Source organism: Oscillibacter hominis, from assembly GCF_014334055.1.
Lineage (GTDB): Bacteria > Bacillota > Clostridia > Oscillospirales > Oscillospiraceae > Oscillibacter > Oscillibacter hominis.
The window spans coordinates 1,690,473-1,715,387 of the sequence record NZ_CP060490.1 but is presented as its reverse complement, the minus strand read 5'-3'; the positions used below and the strand labels follow the sequence as shown (position 1 = coordinate 1,715,387).

General features: G+C 55.4%; 20 protein-coding genes, 4 tRNA genes and 3 rRNA genes. 20 read left to right on the top strand and 7 right to left on the bottom strand.

Annotation, left to right across the window (positions count from 1 at the left end; genetic code table 11):
• Nucleotides 1-133: 133 nt before the first annotated feature.
• Genes H8790_RS08590 through H8790_RS08575 form a run of 4 tightly spaced genes read left to right on the top strand, consistent with a single transcriptional unit; the run spans nucleotide 134 to nucleotide 4,110 of the window.
• Complete coding sequence (locus H8790_RS08590; protein WP_187332129.1) at nucleotides 134-1,885, top strand: ABC transporter ATP-binding protein; 1,752 nt, start codon at nucleotides 134-136, stop codon at nucleotides 1,883-1,885.
• Nucleotides 1,878-2,657: a YlmH family RNA-binding protein gene (locus tag H8790_RS08585; protein ID WP_187332128.1), complete on the top strand. Its 780-nt coding sequence runs from the start codon at nucleotides 1,878-1,880 to the stop codon at nucleotides 2,655-2,657. The genes H8790_RS08590 and H8790_RS08585 overlap by 8 nt, the downstream gene beginning before the upstream one ends.
• An 8-nt stretch (nucleotides 2,658-2,665) precedes the next feature.
• On the top strand, nucleotides 2,666-2,881 hold the full coding sequence (locus H8790_RS08580) for a DUF896 domain-containing protein (protein ID WP_187332127.1): 216 nt from the start codon (nucleotides 2,666-2,668) through the stop codon (nucleotides 2,879-2,881).
• Nucleotides 2,878-4,110: a 5-bromo-4-chloroindolyl phosphate hydrolysis family protein gene (locus H8790_RS08575; RefSeq protein WP_187332126.1), complete on the top strand. Its 1,233-nt coding sequence runs from the start codon at nucleotides 2,878-2,880 to the stop codon at nucleotides 4,108-4,110. The genes H8790_RS08580 and H8790_RS08575 overlap by 4 nt, the downstream gene beginning before the upstream one ends.
• A 188-nt stretch (nucleotides 4,111-4,298) precedes the next feature.
• Here the strand turns inward: H8790_RS08575 and H8790_RS08570 are convergent, their stop codons facing one another.
• The 3 genes from H8790_RS08570 to H8790_RS08560 are packed head-to-tail and all read right to left on the bottom strand — an operon-like array spanning nucleotide 4,299 to nucleotide 7,554.
• A complete protein-coding gene (locus H8790_RS08570; protein ID WP_187332125.1) occupies nucleotides 4,299-4,526 on the bottom strand; it encodes a helix-turn-helix domain-containing protein in 228 nt (75 codons plus the stop codon).
• Nucleotides 4,523-6,205, bottom strand: a complete 1,683-nt coding sequence (locus H8790_RS08565; RefSeq protein WP_187332124.1) for a helix-turn-helix domain-containing protein — start codon at nucleotides 6,203-6,205, stop codon at nucleotides 4,523-4,525. Before H8790_RS08565 ends, H8790_RS08570 begins: the two co-directional genes overlap by 4 nt.
• Nucleotides 6,206-6,243: 38 nt before the next feature.
• A complete protein-coding gene (locus H8790_RS08560; protein WP_187332123.1) occupies nucleotides 6,244-7,554 on the bottom strand; it encodes an ABC transporter substrate-binding protein in 1,311 nt (436 codons plus the stop codon).
• 349 nt (nucleotides 7,555-7,903) lie between these two features.
• On the opposite strand from H8790_RS08560, the gene H8790_RS08555 reads away from it, so the two are divergent.
• From H8790_RS08555 to H8790_RS08530, 6 genes are all read left to right on the top strand, one after another.
• Complete coding sequence (locus tag H8790_RS08555) at nucleotides 7,904-8,275, top strand: zinc-ribbon domain-containing protein (protein ID WP_187332122.1); 372 nt, start codon at nucleotides 7,904-7,906, stop codon at nucleotides 8,273-8,275.
• A complete protein-coding gene (locus H8790_RS08550) occupies nucleotides 8,272-8,544 on the top strand; it encodes a double zinc ribbon domain-containing protein (protein ID WP_187332121.1) in 273 nt (90 codons plus the stop codon). Before H8790_RS08555 ends, H8790_RS08550 begins: the two co-directional genes overlap by 4 nt.
• A gap of 49 nt (nucleotides 8,545-8,593) precedes the next feature.
• On the top strand, nucleotides 8,594-9,091 hold the full coding sequence (locus H8790_RS08545; RefSeq protein WP_187332120.1) for a zinc ribbon domain-containing protein: 498 nt from the start codon (nucleotides 8,594-8,596) through the stop codon (nucleotides 9,089-9,091).
• Between the two features lie 5 nt (nucleotides 9,092-9,096).
• Nucleotides 9,097-9,264, top strand: coding sequence for a hypothetical protein (locus tag H8790_RS08540; protein ID WP_187332119.1), 168 nt, complete (start codon nucleotides 9,097-9,099; stop codon nucleotides 9,262-9,264).
• 495 nt (nucleotides 9,265-9,759) lie between these two features.
• On the top strand, nucleotides 9,760-10,227 hold the full coding sequence (locus H8790_RS08535) for a zinc ribbon domain-containing protein (RefSeq protein ID WP_187332118.1): 468 nt from the start codon (nucleotides 9,760-9,762) through the stop codon (nucleotides 10,225-10,227).
• A gap of 223 nt (nucleotides 10,228-10,450) precedes the next feature.
• Nucleotides 10,451-11,155 (top strand): hypothetical protein, encoded by a 705-nt coding sequence (locus H8790_RS08530; protein ID WP_187332117.1) that lies wholly within the window; start codon nucleotides 10,451-10,453, stop codon nucleotides 11,153-11,155.
• Nucleotides 11,156-11,377: 222 nt separating this feature from the next.
• Here H8790_RS08530 and H8790_RS08525 read toward each other — a convergent pair whose 3' ends face one another.
• Together H8790_RS08525 and dapF are read right to left on the bottom strand one after the other, a co-directional pair.
• Nucleotides 11,378-12,655, bottom strand: a complete 1,278-nt coding sequence (locus H8790_RS08525; protein ID WP_187332116.1) for a dicarboxylate/amino acid:cation symporter — start codon at nucleotides 12,653-12,655, stop codon at nucleotides 11,378-11,380.
• Nucleotides 12,656-12,671: 16 nt separating this feature from the next.
• Nucleotides 12,672-13,523 carry a diaminopimelate epimerase gene (gene dapF, locus H8790_RS08520; RefSeq protein ID WP_187332115.1) on the bottom strand — a complete coding sequence of 284 codons (852 nt, stop codon included), beginning with the start codon at nucleotides 13,521-13,523 and terminating at the stop codon, nucleotides 12,672-12,674.
• Nucleotides 13,524-13,691: 168 nt separating this feature from the next.
• Here dapF and H8790_RS08515 point away from each other — a divergent pair, with 168 nt between their 5' ends.
• From H8790_RS08515 to H8790_RS08470, 10 genes are all read left to right on the top strand, one after another.
• Nucleotides 13,692-14,294 (top strand): TetR/AcrR family transcriptional regulator, encoded by a 603-nt coding sequence (locus H8790_RS08515; RefSeq protein ID WP_187332114.1) that lies wholly within the window; start codon nucleotides 13,692-13,694, stop codon nucleotides 14,292-14,294.
• 178 nt (nucleotides 14,295-14,472) lie between these two features.
• Nucleotides 14,473-16,014, top strand: coding sequence for a sodium/proline symporter (locus H8790_RS08510; RefSeq protein ID WP_404821680.1), 1,542 nt, complete (start codon nucleotides 14,473-14,475; stop codon nucleotides 16,012-16,014).
• Between the two features lie 483 nt (nucleotides 16,015-16,497).
• Nucleotides 16,498-18,027 (top strand): 16S ribosomal RNA (locus tag H8790_RS08505).
• Nucleotides 18,028-18,141: 114 nt separating this feature from the next.
• Nucleotides 18,142-18,218 (top strand) — tRNA-Ile (locus tag H8790_RS08500).
• A 44-nt stretch (nucleotides 18,219-18,262) separates the two neighbouring features.
• Nucleotides 18,263-18,338: transfer RNA gene (locus H8790_RS08495), tRNA-Ala, on the top strand.
• Between the two features lie 265 nt (nucleotides 18,339-18,603).
• A 23S ribosomal RNA gene (locus tag H8790_RS08490) occupies nucleotides 18,604-21,447 on the top strand.
• Nucleotides 21,448-21,574: 127 nt separating this feature from the next.
• Nucleotides 21,575-21,649: transfer RNA gene (locus H8790_RS08485), tRNA-Glu, on the top strand.
• A 13-nt stretch (nucleotides 21,650-21,662) separates the two neighbouring features.
• Nucleotides 21,663-21,738, top strand: a tRNA-Lys gene (locus H8790_RS08480).
• 134 nt (nucleotides 21,739-21,872) lie between these two features.
• Nucleotides 21,873-21,988, top strand: a 5S ribosomal RNA gene (gene rrf, locus H8790_RS08475).
• Together the 16S, 23S and 5S rRNA genes with 4 tRNA genes alongside form the textbook arrangement of a ribosomal RNA operon.
• Nucleotides 21,989-22,192: 204 nt before the next feature.
• Entirely contained in the window at nucleotides 22,193-22,462 is a 270-nt protein-coding gene (locus tag H8790_RS08470) for a hypothetical protein (RefSeq protein WP_187332112.1), read from the top strand.
• 64 nt (nucleotides 22,463-22,526) lie between these two features.
• On the opposite strand, the gene H8790_RS08465 is transcribed toward H8790_RS08470, so the two are convergent.
• Together H8790_RS08465 and gcvPB are read right to left on the bottom strand one after the other, a co-directional pair.
• Entirely contained in the window at nucleotides 22,527-23,309 is a 783-nt protein-coding gene (locus tag H8790_RS08465) for an SDR family NAD(P)-dependent oxidoreductase (protein ID WP_243208466.1), read from the bottom strand.
• A 42-nt stretch (nucleotides 23,310-23,351) separates the two neighbouring features.
• Nucleotides 23,352-24,914 (bottom strand): aminomethyl-transferring glycine dehydrogenase subunit GcvPB, encoded by a 1,563-nt coding sequence (gcvPB, locus tag H8790_RS08460; RefSeq protein WP_243208465.1) that lies wholly within the window; start codon nucleotides 24,912-24,914, stop codon nucleotides 23,352-23,354.
• Between the last annotated feature and the right edge of the window lies 1 nt (nucleotide 24,915).

Here is a 24,915-nt window from a genome sequence, read left to right as displayed (position 1 = left end):
AAGCCATGGAGTTTTCCGCAAAAACGGCCTGTCAATCTCCCTGGAAGGATACAGCCTATCTCTTGCGCAATGAAAGGAAGGATGCTATACTAAAACTGTATCACTATCATTGTCTTGCGCAAGGAGAGAGGAAATGACCACCCGGGATTTTCAGAAAAAGAGCACCTTTCAGATTTTCTTATCGTATTTTAAGCCACACAGGAAGCTGTTTTTCCTGGATATGTTCTGCGCCCTGATGATTGCCCTGACCGACCTGGCCTTCCCCTATGTGTCCCGCATGGCCATGTACGACCTGCTGCCGGGCAAGGAGTACAAGACCTTCTTTACGGTGATGGTCATTGTGTTCCTGGCGTTTACACTGCGGGCGGTGTTCAGCTATGTTGTCTGTTACTGGGGCCATACCTTCGGCATCTTAGTGGAGGCGGATATCCGGGAGGATTTGTTCCGGCATATGCAGGAGCTCTCCTTCGGCTATTTTGACCGCAACCGGACGGGGCAGCTGATGAGCCGGCTCACAGGAGACCTCTTTGAGATTACGGAGCTGGCTCACCACGGGCCGGAGGACCTGTTCATCTCCCTTGTCACCATCGTGGGCGCACTGGTGGTCCTCTTTACCATCGAGTGGCGGCTGGCGTTGGTGGTGGCCATCCTGATCCCCGTCTTTCTTGTGGTGGTCTGGCAGCGGCGGCGGGGCATGTCCTCCGCCTCCCGCGCGGTCAAGCAGAAGACCGCGGTCATCAACGCGGACATCGAGTCCGGGCTCTCCGGCATGCGTACCGCCAAGGCCTTTGCCAATGAGGACGCGGAGCTGGAGAAGTTCGAACGCTCCAACGAATCCTTCAAGTCCTCCAAGAAGCAGTTTCACAAGGAGATGGGCCTTTTCAACGCGGTGATGGAGTTCTTCCTCTGCATCCTCTCCGCCGCGGTGATTGCAGTGGGCGGCTGGCTCATTATGAAGGATCAGATGAATTACGTGGACCTCATCACCTTCAGCCTGTATATCACCACCTTCATTACGCCCATCCGCAAGCTTTCCAGCTTTGCGGAGATGTTCGCCAACGGCTTTGCCGGATTGCAGCGCTTCGCGGACCTGATGCGCACGGAGCCGGATCTCCGGGACGCGCCGGACGCAAGGGACCTGGGCCGTGTGGCGGGCCGTGTGGACGTGGAGCATGTGAGCTTTGCCTACCGGGAGGGCGTGGCAGTGCTCCACGATGTGGATCTCCATGTAAAGGCCGGCGAGACCATCGCCGTGGTGGGGCCCTCCGGTGGGGGAAAGAGCACCCTCTGCCAGCTGATCCCCCGCTTTTACGACGTGACCTCCGGTGCCATCCGCATCGACGGGCAGGATGTGCGGGAGGTAACCCAGGAGTCGCTGCACCGCAACATCGGCGTGGTGCAGCAGGATGTATTCCTCTTTGCGGACAGCGTATTTGAGAACATCCGCTACGGCCGTCCCGACGCCACGGAGGAAGAGGTGATTTCCGCGGCCAAGCAGGCGGAAATCTACGACGATATCATGGAGATGCCCGACGGCTTTGACAGCTATGTGGGGGAGCGGGGGACCATGCTCTCCGGCGGCCAGAAGCAGCGCATCTCCATTGCCCGTATCTTTTTGAAGAATCCGCCGGTGCTGATTTTGGATGAGGCCACCTCGGCCCTGGACAGCGTCACCGAGGCAAAGATTCAGGAGACCTTTGACCAACTGGCCAAGGGCCGCACCACCTTCATCATCGCCCACCGCCTCTCCACGGTTCGGAACGCGGACCGCATCCTGGTGATTCGGGACGGCGAGATCGAGGAGCAGGGGAGCCACGAGGAGCTGATGGGCAGGGACGGCGCCTATGCCGCGCTGTACCGCACGCAGAATTTGAGCAATGGATAAGAAGATGATTTTGGACCGGATGGCAAGAAGCGGCGAGGAGCGGCTCTTGCTGGCCCGGGTTTTGGACAAGATGGAACAGGCCGAGCGGAGAAACGTGCCGGCCCATACTGCCTTTTTGAGCCCCCAGGAGCAGTCCGCCGTGCAGGAGGTACTGAAGCTTGCCGGGGGGAGAGGCGTGTTCTCCGGTGGATACGAGGGCGCGGAGCGGAAGGTGCTGGCCTGCCTCCCGGACTGGATGGAGCAGTATGGCGGCGATGACCTGCGGTTTCTCCGCTGTTCGTTCCGCAAAGAGGACAAGCTGACCCACCGGGACTTTTTGGGAAGCCTTATGGGGATGGGTGTGGCACGGGAAACCGTGGGGGATATCCTGGTAGAGGAGGGCTCCTGTGACCTGGTGGTATTGGACACGGTGGCGGACTTCCTGATCCAGAGCTGGGCCAGCGCGGGTAGGACGGCGCTGCGGGTGCGGGAGATCGCAGCCGCGGAGCTGATTGTGCCCCAGGTCAAGGTTCAGGAGATCCGGGACACGGTGATGACGCTGCGGCTGGACGCTGTGGCGGCCTCGGGGTTTTCCATGAGCCGCGGCAAGGCCGCGGAACTGATCGCCTCCGGGCGAGTGCAGCTGAACTGGCAGGAGTGCACCAAGGGCGACCGGACGGTGAAGGCCGGGGATGTGATCACAGCCCGGGGATTTGGCAAATTTGAGATCGCAGAGGTGGGGGGCATGAGCCGCAAAGGGCGCACGGCCATCCTGCTGAGGCGATATGTGTGAGGGATTGGATGGAACAGAAGAAAATAGACCGCATCAACGAACTCAGCCGTAAGGCACGGACGCCGGAGGGGCTGACCCCGGCCGAGATGGAGGAGCGGCAGCTCCTGCGAGAGGAGTATGTCCGCGCCGTGGTGGGAAATTTGGATGCGCAGCTCTCCCACACGGTGATTGTGGATGAGAAGACCGGCGCTCGGCGGAAGCTGCGGAAGAGGGACGGGGAATGAGCGGGAATCAATACAACTATGGAAGCGGCGGAACCGGGAAAAAGGACGGCGACTGGCTCTCCTGGGCGCTGATTGTCTTTTTGTTCGCAACAGGCATTTGGCCCATTGCGCTGATCGTGCTGTTCCTGAAGCTTTCCGACAACGATTCCGGCAAGAAGAGGAGGCAGCAGTCACCGCCGCCTCTGGCCACTGAGGCGTCATCGCCCCGGGCCGCAGTGGCGCCGCCCCGGGCCCGGCAGGAGGGCGCCAGAAGGACGCAGTCCGCGGCCCGGAAGGTGACCCGGACCCCGGCCATGAAGTCCTCCAATGCCCGGTGGATGAAGGTCGTGGGCGTGATCGCAGCTGCCATCGGCATCTTTGCCGCTGCCGAAACGCTGGATACCATCTTCTGGCTGGGGGTGGACCGCTATGAGCTGTGGGAGCTATTGCAGAATCTGGCGTGGCTTCTGGCCGGCGGCGGGCTGTTCTTTGCCGGCCGGACCATGGACCGCCGGGCCGCCCGGTACCAGAAATATTTGGCGGTGATCGGAGAGTTCGAGGCCATGTCCATCGAGGACATCTCCAAAAAGTTGGGCATCGGCCGGAAGACCGTGGAAAAGGACCTGGCCCGGATGATCGACAAGGGCGTGTTCGGCACCAGCGCCTACCTGGATGTGGCGCTGGGGTATTTCTTCCGCAGCGGCCAGGCGGACGCGGAACTGCGCAGAAGCCAGCAGGCCGCAAAAGAAGAAAAAGGTCCGCCCCCCAAGGAGGCGGAGGAGGGATATTCTGGTATCCTGCGCAACATCCGCCGGGCCAACGACCAGATCGCGGACCCGGTGCTGACGGCAAAGATCGACCATCTGGAGTCGATCACAGCCCGGATTTTCCGGGCCGTGGAGGAGGACCCCAAAAAGAAAGACCGGATTTCCACCTTCCTCAACTACTACCTGCCCACTACCCAAAAGCTTCTGGACTCCTACGCGGAGTTTGAATCCGCGGGCATTGAGGGCGAGAACCTGCGCCAGGCGAAGCAGCGGATCGAGGACACCATGGACTCCATCATCAAGGGCTTTGAGCGCCAGTTGGATGAGCTGTATGCGGCGGATTACATGGATGTGGACAGCGATATCCGGGTGATGGAGACCATGCTGAACCGGGACGGCGCCAGCGTGGAGCGTGACTTTGGACTGGGGAAGAAGGACGTGGACCTGGGCGGTACCGCCGCGCAAAGCAAGGAATCCGATTGAACCAAAAGGCAGCAAAAAAGGAAGTGGTGGAGTTTCCCGCTGTCCCACATGGACAGCTTCCTCTCCAAAATGGCGGCAAAAAGTGCCTATTTCGTAATCGGGTTGTTTGAAACACACATTACAATAAGAAAGAGACTCTCTTACTTAAGAGAGTCTCTTTCTTCGCCTTTTTGTTGTTACTCCGAAAATCAGCTGTTTCTTTCACCGGTCAATATCCATTTCTCAGGATAGCCGAACTCAATGGCGATCAGCTTGGCAAGCGATGGCGAAATGTTTTTGCCCGTGGGGCTGCCTTTTCTGCTGTTGCCGGTGAGGATATAGACATAATTGCGGGAGATGCCGAGCCTGCGGGCGAACTCGCTCTTGGAGATGCCCTGCTCCCGAATAATTTGATTTAATCTATCCGCAAGCGTCATATCGGTTTTATCCCTTCTTGCTTCATGAGTGCGGCGTACAGCAGCAGTTCTTTGCGGGAGGATACGCCCAGCTTGTCATAAATATTTTTGTTGTGGAACTTCAATGCATTGGGGGAGAAGTCCAGAATCACAACAATTTCCTTTGCGGTCTTCCCCGCCAGATACAAATCAAAGACCTCTCGCTCCTTTGGCGTCAGCTTAACGAGGTTTTGGCGGAACAGCTGGTATGCGTCCGGGTCAACCTCTTTGCGCTTGCGGTCCACCACGCGGGATAGCTCCAGCTGTGCGCTGTCGGCAATGGCCGCGGCATCCTGTTTCTCTTGTTCCAACGCCTCCCGCTGTGCCTCATGCGCCTGATCCTTTTCTGCAAGGAAATCAAAAAGGTCGGAAATCTCCAGATACTCGCTGCCTCCCTGAACGTAGGTGTTGCTGCGGATGGAGTCCAGTGCGTGGTTCACCGGCTGCAAATAGCGTTGGCTGATGACCACGGAGATCCCCAGGCTCAACAGCAGCAGGAAAAGGATGATGATAATGAGATACAGGGAATTGCCCCGAACTGCCGCATCCAGCAGGAAGTCCGGCATGGCAACCGCCACCGCCCATGTTTCCTCTGCGTAAGGGGAGCCGGAGGGGTACAGCCGCAGGCAGGCCATTCCTCCGCTGTAAACGCCGTCTTTTCCCGCCAGCTGCGTCAGCCCGTTTTTGACGTCGGTGCAGGTGAGATCCTCCGCAATGCGGTTGCTGGTCAAATAGTAGTTGCCGGCGATCATACCCTTGGCGGCACATAGGAGGTTTCCGTCCGCGGGTGCGGCGATGGTAAAGACATTCTCATAGGTGCTGTCGCTGGGACAGTACAGCTGCTTGAACATTCGGTCACTGACCTCGATGCCGCATACGCCGAACACTGTCCCGTCCCGGCTGCGCAGGGGTACGCACAGCAGAAATCCCGCCTCGCTGTTATCCTTGAGCGTGACACGATCCGTCCAGTAATAGAGTCGGGACAGGGACAAATCTTTGTTTTGCCGGGCGGTATCCATGACGTCGCGGAAGAAATCCTCCTCCGAAATGTCAAACTCCATGCTCCATTGGCCCAGCAATTCCACCCCATGGTCCCGCGCCGCCTGCGCCGGTCCCCGCAGATAATGGTTTTTGACGCCCACAGACTGCGTGGAGGTAGGCTGCGTCTTTTTCAGAAAGATGCCCGCTCGGGAGTTTTCCGCATTCTCCGCGTCCGGGCGCACGGTGGCATCTAAGAGAAGGAACACGCCGCCGCAGGAGCGGCTGTTCATGCTTGCCAGCAGCGTCTGCATCTGGCCGGAGAGCAGCGGCTCAATCAGGTCGGGGTTGGCGGGCAGCTCTTCCGCGGTAATCCCGTACCCGACAAAGAAACTGTCACAGGAAGCTGCCAGCGTTTCCGCCATGCTGATCCCGTCAACCGAGAGCCGCCCGGAATCGTCATAGACTGCGCCTGAGATATGAGTCAGCTCATTGTCGAAATAGGTGCGCAGGGCTTTCTCATCCTTTCCGTTGATGCCAAACAGCATCAGCAGCAGAGCGAAGGCGAAAATCAGAAAGGCCGCAAGGCTGATAAAAAAGAGGATCAGCCGGTGCTGCAGGATCGTGCCCTTGTGGTGCCGTTCGCTTTTCCACAGGGTAAATGCCTGTTTCAGCATTTGCATGGCTGCTCCTCCCTCCTTTGCCGAATGTCGAGTGCTTTTTATTTCCGTATCAGAGTCAGGGCATCCTGCACAGATAATGCCTCCGCTCCCAGCTGGCGCTGCTCGGTCAGCAGCGCCTTAAAATCCTCTTCATACGACTTGCTTATTGCGTCAAAGGTGCTGAAGCTGGGTGCGGTAAACAAGTCATAATTTTCGTACATGGACAGCACCGCCGTCAGCATTTTCCGGATGCGGGCATCATCCAGGGACTCCATATGTCCTGCCATGTCCTGCTCAAATGCCTGCTTTGTCACCGGCAGGTAGCCGGTGCTGGAGATGAACAGCATATTCTGCTCCGAGGCTGTCAGCCATTTGAGAAATACCGACGCAGCGCATTCCGTCTTTTCGTCGGACTTTGCCACCATCAATCCGCCGCCCCGCTGAAGGGCGGTCGTCTGCCCGCCTTCAAACACCGGATACGGCAGGATGCTGTACTCCACGTCCTCTACCGTTCCGTCCGAATAAGTGATGGTATCGCCGTAGAACAGGATGCCGGCAGATGAGCCGGTGGAGCAGACCAAGTCCCCAGTCTTGGACAAGTCGGAGGAATAACCGTCGTAAACGGCGAAGCCGCCCTCAACTGAAGGACAATAGATCGTTTCAAAAATATGGGCATAAGCGTCGCTGTTCAGCGAGAGCATGCCGGCATCGTCAAAAAGACTCTCGCCCAGCTGTACCATGCCAACTTCCGCCACATTGAACCAGGAGTCGGCGGAATAGAACTGCTTACCGCCGGACCAGCCGTAGTAGAGCCGGGACAGCTCCGCAAGCCCTTCAAATGTGGACAGCTGTTCCACTTTTGCGCCCGTCTCGGCGGCGAAACGGTCAAACAGCGTCTGGTTCAGATAGAGAATCTCTGTGGATTTCGCCAGTGGGAATACATACAGCCCTCCGTCCGAGAGCCGTCCCTCTTCCACGAAGGCGTCCACATAGGCGGAGAGTTCTTCGGCGGTAAAGTAGTTGTCCAGATTCACCAGCATCCCCTTCTCCTGAAACAGCACCGCGATCTTGGGGTATCCGGTGAAGATGTCCGGCATCTCCGGCGCACCGGGATCGCCATTGGCAATCATATTCAGGCTCTCGTTGAGTTCAGAGCTGGACGAGATGGCCGTCACGTTGATGACGATGCCCTGTTCCTTGCCAACGGTGGAGTTGAACTTGTCGATGAGGTAGTCCATGGACTCCTGCATATCCCCGCCGTAATTGTGCCACATGGTGACTGTGACCGGGTTCTTCGGATCAAGTTTTTGCGTACTGCCGCACCCAGTGAGGCAGAGAATCAGCAGCAAGGATGCAAGAAATTGTTTCATATGGGTTTTCCTCCTTTGGTGGTTGTCCTGCCCAAATTTTGAGGCCAAGGCCGAAAAAATCAGGCTTTTTCAAAAAATATTTTCGGTTTCCCTACCCTTTTTGGCATTTGGGGTAGGGACAAATTGTGGAAAATCCGTAAGATGAAGGGTAATCAGGGCGCGCCTAAAAGAAAACCTGCCAAAGGTCAGCCAAAGTAGCAAAGGGGAAACGCGAAAGGGCCTCACATCTACTTGAACTGTGGAACGGAGGTTTCCCAATCCCTTTCCCAATATAATACGGGATGTTGACAGAATCAACATAAAATTCCTTTTGACAGCGATCTGGAATACGAGCAAAGGAGGTGTACAATTGGAGAAGTCTGAACACAAGACAGCCCGGTACAAAGTCATCTCGGATACGGGGGGAAACCGCTATCGCTTTTTCTGTGAGCAATCTGGCATGGCGATGGCCACCACGGAGATCATGCATGCCGATACAACCGAGGAAGAACTGCTCCTTGCATGGGAAGCCGAGGGCAGACGGTATTTCAACCGCTGTGGGAAATGTGGCAAGTGGGTATCCGACGCGATGTTCAACCCGGAAGCGGCGGAATGTGTAATTTGCACGCCCTGGGAGGAATCTCCCGTCTACTGCCCGCGCTGCGGTGTCCAAACTCAGGCTTCCGATGGCTTTTGCCGAGAATGCGGAGCAAAACTCCGACGAGAAAGGAGCGGCAAATGAACTGCGGTGATGTATTTAAGTTGGATTACCTGACCTATTATGGGTTCGGCCCGGAGGTCATGAAACGGCTCAAGGTCTGTCCACGGTGCGGAGTAGGAGCGAGCGCGGCGCAGCATTTCTGCAAGGAGTGCGGCGCAGAGCTGCCGACTGACACATTGTACGACGCCTATCGGCTGAGCCACCGGATATGCCCCGCCTGCGACGCGGTGGCCGCACAGGGCTCGGAGTATTGCCCATGCTGCGGTATGCGGCTGGAGCAGGCCAGGTGACAGGAACTAACACACACTCATAACGAAACAAAAGTGGGAGGAAAATAGCATGGCATTTTTTGATAAGCTGAACGATTTGGCGAAAAACATCGGGGATAAAACCAACGACGCCATTGAAACCACGAAGCTCAACTCCAAGATCAGCACCGAGCGGTCCGCTGCAGGTGAGGATCTGAAGAAGATCGGCGAGTTCTACTACGCGAAATATGCCGAAACCGGCGAGGCGGCACCCGAGATTTTGGAGTTCTGCCATTCGGCAAAGGCGCATTATGACGCCATGGCGGAGGCCCAGGTGGAGATTGACCGCATCAAAGCGGAAAACGAAGCAGAAAAAGCTGCCCCCGCCGTACCTGTCCACACCGCATCCGGTATTGCGTGCGCGGCCTGTGGAAAGGTCAATTCTCCCGGCACCAAGTTCTGCTGTGAGTGCGGCGGCAAGCTGGAAGCGCCGGCAGCGCCTCAGACGAAAACCTGCCCGGAGTGCGGAGCTGCGGTTGCCGGGGGGCTGAGATTCTGCGGTGAATGCGGTGCGAGGCTGGAGGGATGAACAGGATGGAGAAACCCGGCCTGCACTTTGAAATCTGCATTCAATCCTGTGAATATCATACTTGGCAGGGTATCCTGCACTGCGGCGGCGAACACTACCTGTTTCCCAGCGAGCTGGCACTACTTATTAAAATAGATCAGCTTCTTAAACAAAACGGCATTTATCCGGATTGAAAGAAAGATTTTTGACTAAAAACAGGTCTATCAGGGTGCTATACCCTTTTTCATGGAAAAGCTGGCGTTGGACGGTTGCCCGTCTTACTCTCCGCAGCCCTGTTTGCCATTTTCATGGGGATCAGCTGGCTGTCCGGGGATGGCGGGGGCATCGCCATTGTGATCTGGCTGGGCGGCCCGTTGTGATTCGTTTCACATCATGCACTGCGAGGGGTATCTGGTCAAAGCGGGCTATGTTGCGGTCATTGCGGAAGCAGTCGCCATCGGCAAAATCCCGGCCGGGCAGATGGATTGTGGAAAAGGATGGCGACGGCGTTTCGTCAACATCTACTTTGCTGTGGATAGACCGGAGCGGTCAGCGCGGAACCAAAAAATGGGCAGCGCTTAGTCAGGAATGCGGGCCCGGCGATGCAATCTGCGTCAGCTGTAGGGCGGAGCTTGCACCCGGTATGGGTTCGCTTCTGCGGCGCAAAACAAAAATAAGGAGGGACTGAAATGGGACTGCTGGATTATTCCATCCGTCGGGGCATCAGCCGCGCGGTGGGTACGGTTGTAGAAGATAAGATTCTGGAAATGGTGGCTCCAAAGGCAAAGGAAAACATTGCAAAAAACCAGACGGAGCTGGCCGCTGCCGCGGCTGGGCTTGCCAATGCAGCCAATCAGGCGACCATGCAGCTGGCGCAGAATGTGAAAATCTGCCCCCGGTGCGGCGAAAGGACGACTGCCGACAAACGGTTTTGCCCGTCCTGCGGAGCCGCGCTGCCTGAAAATACAGCCTATGAGCAGATGCGGGAGCGGCATGCTTTCTGTGCTTACTGCGGTACAGTGCTGCCGGACGGTGTGAAGTTCTGCCCCGGCTGCGGAGCGCCAACGGCTCCCGCCAAACGCATCTGTGCCGGTTGTGGAAAGGAAAACGCACCGGGTATCCGGTTCTGCGGAGCATGCGGCACTAAAATGGAGTAACATTCCAGGCGGACTGCGTTGGTTTATGTGATCCCAACAATACGAGAGGAGAATGAACAACATCATGAAATGATATCTGACAATTCTGCTTCACTTGTCATGTGCCTCGGTATGATCCCCATGGCCGCCGCGGCGGCCAACAATAGGGTGACACTGTCATACGCAATCCGGGATTTTAACGCAGACGCTCCGCGGCCTTTCTAATCAAAAGGAGGAACAATCTATGAAGAAATTGTTTGCACTTTTGCTGCCCATTTTGCTGGTGCTGTCCCTCGCCGCTTGCGGCGGCAAGGCGGATCACGCCCCATCCAGCAGCGATAAGCCCGACGCATCGCAGCAAACCGCTTCCGATCCTACAACCACAAATGATCCCGGGGCTTCCGCGCAAGAACACTCCGACGCAGAAAGCGCATGGCTGCAAACAAAGACAGGCAAGTTTTACAGTCAATTCACCAATGGGATGTACATGGAATATGAAATGGAGTATGATGGCGCCGTAACGACCGTGATTACCGCTACCAGCGGCGACAAGACCTATTCAGAAACAAAAATGGATGGTCAGAGCACAGGTGCAAGCATTATGGAAGGCGAATATATGTATGCCATTGACCACGCCGGCAAAACAGTTGTCAAGATGCCCTTGCCGGCCGGTGGTCAGGAATTGGTGAATACAATGATCGAGGAGGGGGATGCCGATCCCGCAAGCGTGGTGAACGGCAAGCGCGAAATCGATGGCAAGACCTATGATACCGAAGAATGGAGTGTGGACGGTGCAAAATCCATTCTTTGCTTTGACGGCGATCATTTGGCTTATATGATCGGTGAGTTTGAGGGAAAAGAAACTGTCATTCAGATTGTCAAAACCAGCGATAAGATAGACAGCAGCCTGTTTGATATCCCGGCAGATTATCAAGTAATCTCCTACTAACGAAGAGCGGCAAAGAAAAAGCTATTCGCCTTGTGCTTATGATAGTTCTCCCGCTGGCTGCTTGCGGGACGCAGCCGCTGTGTGGGTGCATTGGAAGCAGAAGCAGCCAAAGCAAGGCAAAGAGAACTGCCCGATTGAGTAAATCACTCAATCGGGCAGTTTGCCGTATCGGTCATCATTTAGAAATTGTCCTTATTGGTGTTTTCCGTTGCCGATTCCTTTTTACTTCTGGCCTGACGCTTTTTTCAGCCAGTCCTTCCCGTCCGTAAACCGGGCCACAACAAAGGAGACCACATAGTCCCCGGCGGAGTTGATCATGGTGGCGGGGGGGTCCACCAGGTTACCGATGGTGATGGCGATGGGATAGGCCAGCTCCAATTGATTGGGGAAGAAGATGGAGCACATGATGAACTCCCCGATATATCCGCCTCCGGGAATGCCGGACATGCCCACGGAGGAGAGGACGGCCACCAGGATCACCTTCACAAAGGTGTCCACACCGTCAAAGGGCTGGCCGAACACACCGAACAAAAAGGCGATCTTCAGCACGCAGGAGAAGCAGGAGCCGTCCATATGCATGGTGGCGCCAAGCGGGACCACAATCTCGGAGACATCTTTGGGAATGCCCGTGTCCTCCGCCACCTCCATATTGGTGGGAATGGTGGCCACGGAGGAGCAGGTTCCAAGGGAGGTGACCGCCGGGCGCAGGATGTGGCGCAGCATGGTTTTGACTCCTTCCCGGCCGCCGCCGAACCAGGCAAACAGCGGGAACGCGGTGAAGATGTAGAGAAAGCACAGAGGGTAGTACACAGCCAGGGCCCGGCCGTAGTCCGCGGCAATGCTGGCGCCGTAGGTGGCCGTCAGGTCCGCAAAAAAGCCGAAAAAGGCAATGGGGGCGTAATAGGTCACCAGTTTGACCACCTTCATCATGCAGCCGCTCAGATCCTCCAGCCACTTTGCGGTGAGGCTTTCGCTGCCGCCGTTGAGGTTGACGCCAAAGCCGAAGAGCATGGAGAACAGGATCAGGGGCAGCATGGCCTTGCGGCTGATGAGGGAGACGAAATCCTCAGCGGTGAAAAAGCTGACCACCAGTTCCGCCATGGTCTTCTGCTCATCCACCGTGCCCGCGGGGATATCCTGCCAGGGCACCAGGACCGGGGGGACAAGCTTCATCAGGACCACCATGATGGCGGCAGCCACAGCGCCGGTGATCACAAAGGCGGCAATGGTGGTTCCCATGATTTTTCCCGCCCGCTTCCGGCTCTTCATGTTGGCCACGGAGCTGGCGATGGAGGAGAACACCATGGGCACCACGATGCAGAACATCAGGTTGATGAACACGGACCCCAAGGGCTTGAGGACCGTGGCCCCGGCGCGGAGAACAGTCCCGCTGTCGTCCTTGATGCAGGGCCAGATGGCGCCGGCGATGCAGCCGCCCACGATTCCGCCCAGCATGCAGATCAGCAGAGCATAGTTGCGAGCGAAAGACTTACTTTTCATGGATTGCTCCTTTCCGTCATTCCCCGGCGTTCAGGGACAGTTCCTCGTCGGTGACCTCGCCTTTGCACACGATGTTGGTGGGGCCGGTCAGATACAGGTCTGCGATTTGGGAGTGGATGCGCTCCGCGTCGATGACCAGTTCTCCACCGGCCATATGGACCTTGACCCCATGGCCGCTGACCTTTCCCTGAAGCGTCAGCACCGCCACCACAGAGCCGGTCCCGGTGCCGCAGGCATAGGTGAAATCCTCCACACCCCGCTCAAAGGTGCGCTCATAGAGGGTGTCCTCGCCGGTGATTTCATAGAAGTTGACGTTTGCGCCCTTGGGGAAGCCGCTGTGCCAGCGGATGGCACGGCCCAGCTCCCGCAGTTCCTCGTGATCCGCCTGGCGCAGATTGGCATAGGGCACCACCGCGTGGGGGATGCCGGGGTTGCCTAACTCCACATAGGCGCACTCGTAGCGTACGCCGTCCACCTCCACGGAGCAGTCCAGGCGGATGGTGGTGGGATCGTTGAGCCGGATGCGGTAGAGCCGCGGACTGATGCGCATTCCGGTGACCAGGCCGGCGGTGGTCTCGATCCGCTGCGTCTCCCCGGTCAGCCCGGTCTCAAAGCCGTAGCGGCAGATGCAGCGCGCACCGTTGCCGCACATTTCCCCCATGCTGCCGTCAGAGTTGAAAAAGCGCATCTTGAAGTCCCCGCCCTTTGTGGGGGCATCCACCACCATCAACCCGTCGGCGCCGATGGACAGGTGCCGCTCACACAGCACTTTTGCAATCCGGGGCAGCTGCTCCAGTGGAAGATGCTCCTCCAGGTTATTTAAAATCAGAAAGTCATTGCCCGCTCCGTTCATTTTCCAGAATTTCATGATAAGCCCTCCGATCCAGTACTGTGACCATTATACTAATTACGATTTGCAAATTACATCCCATATCGTGCGAATTACATTGCAAAAAGTGCGAATCAAGGAAGGGCAAACTTTGCATTGTGAACGGGATATGGTATCCTGTTGAAAAACAGGAAGCGGAGGGGTTCAGTGACAAAGAAAAACACACGGAATACAAAGGGGCGGATCATATCGGCGGCCTGGAAGCTTTTTTACGAGCAGGGGTATGAGAACACCACCGTGGAGGACATAGTGTTTGATTCACAGACCTCCAAGGGCTCCTTTTACCACTATTTTAATGGCAAAGATGCCTTACTTGGCACCCTGGCCAATGTGTTTGATGAAAAGTACGAGGAGCTGTTGGAGACGCTGGACCCGGAGAGCGACGCGGTGGGGAAGCTGATCTACCTGAACCGGGAACTGTTCGCCATGATTGAAAGCGGGGTGTCACTGGAGCTGCTGACCCGGCTTCTGTCCACCCAGCTGCTGGCCAAAGGGGAAAAACACCTTTTGGACCGCAGCCGGTTTTACTTCCGCCTGCTCCGGCAGATTGCGTCCGAAGGACAGAAAAAGGGCGAGCTGCGCAGGGACCTCCCGGTGAATGAGATTGTCAAGACCTATGCCATGTGGGAGAGGGCGCTGCTGTATGACTGGTGCCTCAGTGAGGGGGAGTACTCCCTGACGGACTATTCCGGACGCATGACGCCCCGCTTTTTGGAGAGCCTCCGTCCGGTACATCTAAATACTCCCTGAGATGGTTTCAGCGCTGCGTATGGAGTTTCGTCCAGTTGAAAAGAATTGAAATTCCTGAAAGAGAAGAAGATGATACAGGACACAGAATAGAATTCATTCTATACTGTGTTCTGTATTTCGTTCTATGGAAATGTATGGTATGATACAAGGCATTGAACAAAAAGGAGAGAGAAACGTGTTGAATTCAGCGAATATCTGTATGATCATCACCATTGTGGCCTACCTGGCGATTGTGGTGGCCATCGGCATATCCTGTTCCAAAAAGAACAAGACCACCGATGACTTTTACCTTGGCGGCCGCAAATTGGGCCCTTTTGTCACGGCCATGAGCGCTGAGGCATCCGATATGAGCAGCTACCTGCTGATGGGGCTGCCGGGCCTGGCCTATATCTCCGGCATCGCCGATGTGGGCTGGACGGCCATCGGCCTCGCGGTGGGCACCTATGTGAACTGGTTAATTGTAGCCCGCCGCATCCGGCTCTATACCCACCATGTAAACGCCATCACCATTCCGGAGTTCTTCTCCAAGCGCTTTGGCGACAGCAGGCATGTGCTGACGGCCATCGCCGCGGTGGTGATCCTGATCTTTTTCGTACCCTACACCGCCTCCGGCTTTGCTGCCTGCGGAAAGCTGTTTAGCAGCTTGTTCGGCATGGACTACACCGCCGCCATGGTGGTCAGTGCCATCGTCATTGTGGTCTATACCACCCTGGGCGGCTTCTTGGCCGCCTCCACCACGGACTTCATCCAGAGCATTATTATGACCATCGCCCTGATCATCATGATCTTTTTCGGAATCTCTGTGGCAGGCGGGGTGGATGCGGTGATGGAAAATGCCCAGGCACTGCCCGGTTACCTGTCCATGACCCTGACCCATGACATGGCCTCGGGAACGGCAAACCCCTATGGGCCCATTACCATCTTGTCCACCCTGGCATGGGGCCTGGGCTATTTCGGCATGCCCCATATCCTGCTCCGCTTCATGGCCATTGAAGATGAGAATAAGCTGAAGCTCAGCCGCCGCGTGGCCTCTTTGTGGGTAGTCATTGCCATGGCCATCGCCGTGGCGATTGGCGTCATCGGATACGCCGCCTCCCAGGCCGGTGCCATCGAGGTGCTGGAGGGCTCCGCGTCCGAGACGGTGATCGTAAAGCTGGCGGGCCTCCTGTCCACCCACGGCGTCCTGGCGGCACTGACGGCCGGCCTGGTGATCGCCGGCATCCTGGCCTGCACCATGTCCACCTCCGACTCCCAGCTGCTGGCCGCAGCCTCCAGTGTTTCCCAGAACCTGATGGCTGAGTGCTTTCACGTGAAGATGGATGAAAAGAAGAAGGTTGTGGCGGCCCGCCTGACAGTGGTCGTGATAGCCGTCATCGGTATTTTCCTGGCCAGGGATCCGGACAGTTCTGTCTTTGGCATCGTATCCTTTGCCTGGGCCGGCTTCGGCGCCGCCTTTGGCCCGGTGATGCTTTTCTCCCTGTTCTGGAAGCGTACCAATCAATGGGGCGCGCTGGCCGGCATGCTCTCCGGCGGCGTGATGATCTTCCTTTGGAAATATGCCGTGCGGCCACTGGGCGGCGTGTGGAACATCTATGAGCTGCTTCCTGCGTTTTTGGTGAGTTGTCTGTGCATCGTGATCTTCAGCCTTGTGACCAAGGCGCCGGAGCGCGAGATTACAGATTGCTTTGAGGAAGTGGCCAAACTGGTTAAGCGGAAATAAGGCAGTACATTATATATTGAAAGGAAGGGGGCAATTTCAGCCCCCTTCCTTTGGCAATGTGGTAAAGCGGAGGCAAGATATAAGGTAGAGAGATGGGAGGGATAAAAAAATAAGAAAAAGGGGAGAAAGGGTATTGACAAGCGGGAAGAGATTTGGTATTCTAAGCAAGCTGTTTCCAAGCCCGCTGTAAAAACGGACTCGAAAAAAATCTGAAAAAGATTGAAAAAAGAGGTTGACAAGGCAGCGGGGGATTGGTATAATAGCAATGTTCCGCCGGTGAGGCGTGCACCTTGTAAATTAAACAACGTAACGAAAAGAAAGCACCAGACGGTAAGCGTACTTGTGAGAAATCACAGTGCGCACCGATAAAGGCCTTGCAAGTAGGGGTTTAGTCAATTACCCAAACGCAGGGCAAAACAAGAAGCTATGGAAATAGCTCTGTAAGTCAAGATTAGCTCAGGCCACGGCCTGTGTTGATACGAATTTATAGAGAGTTTGATCCTGGCTCAGGACGAACGCTGGCGGCGTGCTTAACACATGCAAGTCGAACGGAGCACCCCTGAAGGAGTTTTCGGACAACTGAAGGGAATGCTTAGTGGCGGACTGGTGAGTAACGCGTGAGGAACCTGCCTTTCAGAGGGGGACAACAGTTGGAAACGACTGCTAATACCGCATGATGCATATTGACCGCATGGTCGGTATGTCAAAGATTTATCGCTGAAAGATGGCCTCGCGTCTGATTAGCTTGTTGGTGAGGTAACGGCCCACCAAGGCGACGATCAGTAGCCGGACTGAGAGGTTGACCGGCCACATTGGGACTGAGATACGGCCCAGACTCCTACGGGAGGCAGCAGTGGGGAATATTGGGCAATGGACGCAAGTCTGACCCAGCAACGCCGCGTGAAGGAAGAAGGCTTTCGGGTTGTAAACTTCTTTGACAGGGGAAGAGTAGAAGACGGTACCCTGAAAACAAGCCACGGCTAACTACGTGCCAGCAGCCGCGGTAATACGTAGGTGGCAAGCGTTGTCCGGATTTACTGGGTGTAAAGGGCGTGTAGCCGGGAAGGCAAGTCAGATGTGAAATCTGGAGGCTCAACCTCCAAACTGCATTTGAAACTGTCTTTCTTGAGTATCGGAGAGGTAATCGGAATTCCTTGTGTAGCGGTGAAATGCGTAGATATAAGGAGGAACACCAGTGGCGAAGGCGGATTACTGGACGACAACTGACGGTGAGGCGCGAAAGCGTGGGGAGCAAACAGGATTAGATACCCTGGTAGTCCACGCTGTAAACGATCAATACTAGGTGTGCGGGGACTGACCCCCTGCGTGCCGGAGTTAACACAATAAGTATTGCACCTGGGGAGTACGATCGCAAGGTTGAAACTCAAAGGAATTGACGGGGGCCCGCACAAGCGGTGGATTATGTGGTTTAATTCGAAGCAACGCGAAGAACCTTACCAGGGCTTGACATCCTACTAATGAAGCAGAGATGCATTAAGTGCCCTTCGGGGAAAGTAGAGACAGGTGGTGCATGGTTGTCGTCAGCTCGTGTCGTGAGATGTTGGGTTAAGTCCCGCAACGAGCGCAACCCCTATTGTTAGTTGCTACGCAAGAGCACTCTAGCGAGACTGCCGTTGACAAAACGGAGGAAGGTGGGGACGACGTCAAATCATCATGCCCCTTATGTCCTGGGCCACACACGTAATACAATGGCGGTAAACAGAGGGATGCAAAGCCGTGAGGTGGAGCGAACCCCTAAAAGCCGTCCCAGTTCGGATTGCAGGCTGCAACCCGCCTGCATGAAGTCGGAATCGCTAGTAATCGCGGATCAGCATGCCGCGGTGAATACGTTCCCGGGCCTTGTACACACCGCCCGTCACACCATGAGAGTCGGGAACACCCGAAGCCCGTAGCCTAACAGCAATGAGGGCGCGGTCGAAGGTGGGTTCGATAATTGGGGTGAAGTCGTAACAAGGTAGCCGTATCGGAAGGTGCGGCTGGATCACCTCCTTTCTAAGGAGACATTGCCAGGATCGAGGTTCTGGCATAACATCCTAAGGTCAGCCGGAAGGTGCGGAGGAAGTAGTTACGTTGTTTAATTTAGAGGGTGCAGCCCTCGGTGGTTATGGGCCCGTAGCTCAGCTGGCTAGAGCGTACGACTGATAATCGTAAGGTCGGTGGTTCGAGCCCACTCGGGCCCACCACAAAAAAGCAGCCGTCCCCGAGAGGGGATGGGGAATATACAGCCGGGGATATAGCTCAGCTGGGAGAGCGCCTGCCTTGCAAGCAGGAGGTCGCCGGTTCGATCCCGACTATCTCCACCATTTGAGATCAGATTGAAGCATTTAAGGGATTAAATGTTTCAATCTGGCTTCAAAAGAAGCCGGGGAATGCACCTTGAAAACTGAACAATGTATGATGAAAGACATGTAAGGCAACAGAAGAGGTCTTCTGGACAAAAGTTCGGAAGGTAATTTAATTGTGGAACAACATCTGAAAAGATGAGGGTAACAATTACAATTTCAAAAAGATTCTGAGGAAGCCTGCATAATTCAACTAAGAGAACCAATTGAAAGATTGTTCGAAATAGGTCAAGCTAAAAAGAGCGCAAGGGGAATGCCTTGGCATCAGGAGCCGACGAAGGACGTGACAAGCTGCGATAAGCTGCGGGGAGGAGCAAATATCCATTGATCCGCAGATTTCCGAATGGGGCAACCCGGCAGAGCAATACTCTGTCAGCGTGCGTTGAACAAAATAGGCGTACGCGGGGAACCGCCTGAACTGAAACATCTAAGTAGGGCGAGGAAAAGACATCAACAGAGATTCCGTAAGTAGTGGCGAGCGAACGCGGAAGAGGCCAAACCAGGGGATTTATTCCCTGGGGTTGTGGACTCACATAACGGCGCAATAGTTTAGGAGAACGGCATGGGAAGGCCGGCCACAGCGGGTGAGAGCCCCGTATCCGAAAGATGAGTTGCGTCAGTGAGGATCCAGAGTACCGCCGGACACGTGAAACCCGGTGGGAAACAGGGGGGACCACCCTCCAAGCCTAAATACTACCTGATGACCGATAGAGGAGCAGTACCGTGAGGGAAAGGTGAAAAGGACCCCGGAAGGGGAGTGAAAGAGAACCTGAAACCTTGTGCTTACAAGCAGTCAAAGCACGTTAAAGTGTGATGACGTACTTTTTGTAGAACGGTCCGGCGAGTTATAGTAACGAGCAAGCTTAAGGCATTCAGTGCCGGAGGCGCAGCGAGAGCGAGTCTGAATAGGGCGTGTGAAGTTCGTTGCCATAGACCCGAAACCGGGTGACCTATCCATGAGCAGGTTGAAGTGGGGGTAAAACCCCATGGAGGACCGAACCGACCCCCGTTGCAATGGTGGCGGATGACTTGTGGATAGCGGAGAAATTCCAATCGAACTCGGAGATAGCTGGTTCTCCCCGAAATAGCTTTAGGGTTAGCGTTATGTTAGATTACCGGAGGTAAAGCACTGAATGGTCGAGGGGTCGATAAGATTACCAACGCCTATCAAACTCTGAATGCCGGATAATTGATGCATAGCAGTCAGACAGTGTGAGATAAGTTTCATTGTCAAAAGGGAAACAGCCCAGACCCACAGCTAAGGTCCCTAATGTATGCTAAGTGGAAAACGATGTGGAGCTGCAAAAACAACCAGGATGTTGGCTTAGAAGCAGCCACTCATTAAAAGAGTGCGTAATAGCTCACTGGTCGAGTGGTTCTGCGCGGAAAATATAACGGGGCTAAGCATACAACCGAAGCTTGGGATGCGCGCAAGCGCGTGGTAGGGGAGCGTTGTGTACGGGGTGAAGTCTGAGCGGAAGCACAGGTGGACTGTACACAAGTGAGAATGCCGGAATGAGTAGCGAGAATTATGTGGGAATCATAATGGCCGAAAATCTAAGGTTTCTTGGGGAAGGTTCGTCCGCCCAAGGTAAGCCGGGGGCTAAGGCGAGGCCGAAAGGCGTAGTCGATGCACATACGGTAGAAATTCCGTAGCCACCGAACCTTAAGCATGAGGGACACTTTGAGATAGCAGAACCCGGGCGTTGGTTGCCCCGGGCGAAAGGGACCGAAATTAGAGTAGGGAAGTCTGCGATGCTTGAAGGCGAGAAAAGCTCATGTGTATGCTAAGGTGCCCGTACCGCAAACCGACACAGGTAGATGAGGAGAGAATCCTAAGGCCAACGGGAGAAGGGTTGTTAAGGAACTCGGCAAGTTGACCCCGTAACTTCGGAAGAAGGGGAGCCCCGAAAGGGGCCGCAGTGAATAGGCCCAAGCAACTGTTTACCAAAAACACAGGTCTATGCTAAATCGAAAGATGACGTATATGGGCTGACGCCTGCCCGGTGCCGGAAGGTTAAGAGGAGATGTCAGCCGCAAGGCGAAGCATTGAATCGAAGCCCCGGTAAACGGCGGCCGTAACTATAACGGTCCTAAGGTAGCGAAATTCCTTGTCAGGTAAGTTCTGACCCGCACGAAAGGCGTAATGATTTGGGCACTGTCTCAACAGCCCGCCCGGCGAAATTGTAGTACTGGTGAAGATGCCAGTTACCCGCAACTAGACGGAAAGACCCCATGGAGCTTTACTGCAGCTTAATACTGGAAATCGGTAATTCATGTACAGGATAGGTGGGAGACTTGGAAGCTGGACCGTCAGGTTCAGTGGAGTCGCCGGTGGGATACCACTCTTGGATTGCTGATTTTCTAACCTGCGGCCCTGAATCGGGTCGGGGGACACTGTTAGGCGGGCAGTTTGACTGGGGCGGTCGCCTCCAAAAGAGTAACGGAGGCGCTCAAAGGTTCGTTCAGCACGGACGGAAATCGTGCAGTGAGTGTAAACGCATAAACGAGCCTAACTGCGAGACCGACGGGTCGAGCAGTAACGAAAGTTGGAGTTAGTGATCCGGTGGTATGTGAGTGGAAATGCCATCGCTCAACGGATAAAAGCTACCCTGGGGATAACAGGCTGATCTCCCCCAAGCGTCCACAGCGACGGGGAGGTTTGGCACCTCGATGTCGGCTCGTCGCATCCTGGGGCTGAATTCGGTCCCAAGGGTTTGGCTGTTCGCCAATTAAAGCGGCACGCGAGCTGGGTTCAGAACGTCGTGAGACAGTTCGGTCCCTATCTGTTGCGGGCGTAAGAGATTTGAAGGGAGCTGTCCTTAGTACGAGAGGACCGGGATGGACGTACCTCTGGTGCACCAGTTGTCCTGCCAAGGGCATAGCTGGGTAGCTATGTACGGACGAGATAAACGCTGAAGGCATCTAAGCGTGAAACTCCCCCTAAGATGAGATCTCTCACTCTGAAAAGAGGTAAGGGCCCAGGAAGACTACCTGGTTGATAGGCCGGAAGTGGAAGTGCGGCAACGCATGCAGCTGACCGGTACTAATCGCCCGAGGGCTTGACCTACAATGAAAATGCAGGCGGCCTGAAGTGGAAGGAAACATACATTGTTCGGTTTTGAGGGTGCATGGAGCGGCCATGAACCCCGTAAATCCAAGCAAAACCCAACGGAATGGGTTTGCGATGACGACGCGGCCCGTTGGTCAAGTGGTTAAGACAGCGGCCTCTCACGCCGTTAACATCGGTTCGAATCCGGTACGGGTCACCAATTCGATGTGTATGCGCCTTTAGCTCAGTTGGTAGAGCAACTGACTCTTAATCAGTGGGTCCCGGGTTCGAGTCCCTGAAGGCGCACCAAAGATCAGCCGTTGAGGGTTGAGAATGGGAAGTGAGCGGGAGCTTGCTTCCGGTTCTAAGTCCTCAAAAAGGGCTTGACAAGAGGCAGGAAAAACTTTATAATTTGTTTGTTTTCCGGAGTGCTCCGGATGACAGTTGGTGCTGATTAGAGCGAGGGTCCACCCGTTCCCATTCCGAACACGGCAGTTAAGCTCGTTTCTGCTCACAATACTTGGCTGGAGACGGCCCGGGAAGATAGGTAGCGCCAACACGATAAGGCCGGACAGGGAAACCTGTCCGGCCTGCTTCTTTTCCCCTCGCGTTCCTTTGTGGATTGGGTTTGCCGCTCCCCGAGCCTGACACGCCTGCGCGTTATCATCCTTTCTTGATCCTGTCCCCCTTGTGCTTTCAGCGGGGGCATGCTATAATGAGATCAATATAGAGTACCTTGGATTTACAATTAGGAGGATAAAGTATGTTGGATTCAAAAACCACTGGGATCGTGGCGTATTTGACCTGGATTGGTTTGATTATTGCACTGGTGGCCGGTGATCGGGAGGGTGCTAAGTTCCACCTGAATCAGGCGCTGGTGATTTGGCTCTTTGGCCTGCTGTCCGCTATCCCTTGCCTGGGCTGGCTGTGGGGCATCTTTATTTTGGCCTGTGCCATTATGGGATTGATTTATGCCATCAACGATGAGGAAAAAGAAGTCCCCTTGCTTGGCAGCATCCGCCTGCTGAAATAAGAAGCCCCAAGAGAAAAACCATGCCGGTATTTTATACCCGGCATGGTTTTTCTCTTGAATTCTCTCAGCTGCAGCGGCCGCCGTCCACCACAAAGCTTTCGCCGGTGGCGTAGACGCTCATGTCGGTGGCCAGGAACAGGAAGGTGTAGGCGATCTGCTCGGCGGTGGCGATCCGGCGCAGCGGGCGATAGCTGCCGCAGGACTCCAGGAACTTCTCCATGGCCTCTTTCTCTTCGGGGGTCTTGGGATCGGCGGTGGTGATCTTGCCGGTCTGGATGCCCTCACTGATGAGCATGGGGGTGATGATGTCGCCGGGGCAGACGCAGTTGACGCGGATGTTGTACTTGCCAAAGTCCACGGCCATGCCGCGGGTCAGGGCCGCCACGCCGCCCTTATAGGCGTTGTAGGGGGCGGAGTCGGGCACGCCCTTGATGGCCGCACCGGAGGCGGTGTTGACGATCACGCCGCCGCCCTGCTCGATCATGATGGGTACTGTGTGCTTGGAGAACAGGAATACGCCTTTCAGGCCGATATCCAGGCAGCGGTCCCACTCCTCTTCCGTGGTGTCCAGCACAGTCTTGCGCACGATGATACCGGCGTTGTTCACCAGAATATCAATCCGGCCAAACGCGGCCTTGACCGCTTCCACGGTGGCCTTGGCGTCCGCTTCACTGGACACATTGCACTTAAAGAACTTGGCGGAATCGCCGATCTTGTCTGCCTCCTCCTGGCACTTGTCGCTGATGTCCACCATCGCCACCTTGGCACCGTACTTGACATACAGCTGGGAAACCGCCAGGCCGATGTCGGAGCCGGCTCCGGTGATGATGGCCACCTTGCCTTCCAAAGACAGATACTTATCCTGAATTCCCATTTGTCTATTTGGGATTTACACTCGTGAAGTCTGTTGGCTGCAGATCCGCTGATAGGCCCGCCAAGTGACTGCTAACTCTTCCGGTTTAGCAATGCTGTCCACCTCCAAGCGGGAGATGGGGGTGTTGTGGGGGGAAGATTTAAGCAGTTCAGGGCTGTGGTAGGCTTCTTTAGAGATGTGGCTTAGCGTATTCACATACTCGTCGATATCCGCTTTGGAGTAAGACTCTGTTGGCTCCGGCGTATAGGGCTCGGCCACAATCATGGGGTGGTGGCTGGCAAAAGAACGTTGATATCCAAAATCCAACATTCGGTTGTTGATATCTGTCACATCGACGCCAGTCTCCTGATAGAGCGTCTCAAAGCTGTATCGGACCTGCTCCAGACGGTTCAAGCCGCTTTCCCCCCAAGGAATGGAAATGCCCCGGACAGTGTCAAGCACACGCTTCATCATATAATTGTTGTTGAGAATAGCGGTTTCCCCCACAGTTTTCAGGCCTTCTGCCCCCAGAGACATAACCCAGCTGTAAGCCCGGATTACAGCGGTCAAAGACCCCTGAAATTGGCGGACTTTCCCAATGGAATGCGTGCCGCTGTCGTCCAGATAATATTTGCTGCCATCAAAGCGAACACGAGGGCGGGGTAGAAACTGTTCCAGCTCAGCACTGACACATTGGGCTGCACAGCCGGGACCCATGCAGCCATGTGGGGAGGAAAAAGCCTTGTGCAGATTGAATTGGCACATATCTGCACCCCATTCTTTGGCACGGACCAGGCCGAACAGGCCGTTATAATCCGCCATGTCGCAAATGCACAGGCCGCCTGCTTCGTGGACAATTCGAATGAACTCCTTGATGTAGGGATTAAAGACGCCGGTGTCCTCCGGGTTGGTGATGAAGATGCCGGCTGTCTTTTCACTGACTGCTGCTTTCAAATCTTCCACACTGGGATAGCCGTTTTCGCCGGGATAGAGGCTGATGACCCGAAATCCTTTGGTGGCCGGAGCTGCGGAGTTCAACGGGTGGGAGAGGATGGTGGTGATAATCTCAGTGCGCTGCTCCGCCTCGCCACGCTCTTCAAAATACTTCTTCAATACCGCAGCATTGGAGTAAATCCCCATTCCGCCGCCCCCAGGCTGGAAGGACACGGCGTCCAGGCCGGAAATCTCCTTCATGATCTGCTCAAAATCATAGATGAGTTTGAGAATGCCCTGTACAGTTTCCTTGTCCTGATAGGGATGCAGTTCGGTGAACTTTTCGCTCCGGACAAACTGCTCATTGATTTTTGGACTGTACTTCATCGTACATGTGCCAAGACCAATGTCAGCAGTCAGGTCCTGACCGACGGTCTCTTGGGACAGACGCAGAAAATGACGCAGCACTTGGGGTTGTGAGATTTCAGGAAGTGCGGGTTTATCTTTACGTCTCAAAGACTCAGGTACAAGCATATCCTTGCCTGCGGCTGATTTGACGTCCGCTTCCACATCTGGCAGCAGGATACCGCGGCTACCGGGGGTGTTAAGAGCAAAGACAATGGGCTCATCCCACTGGGCCTCATGATAGTTACGCAGATGTTCCATG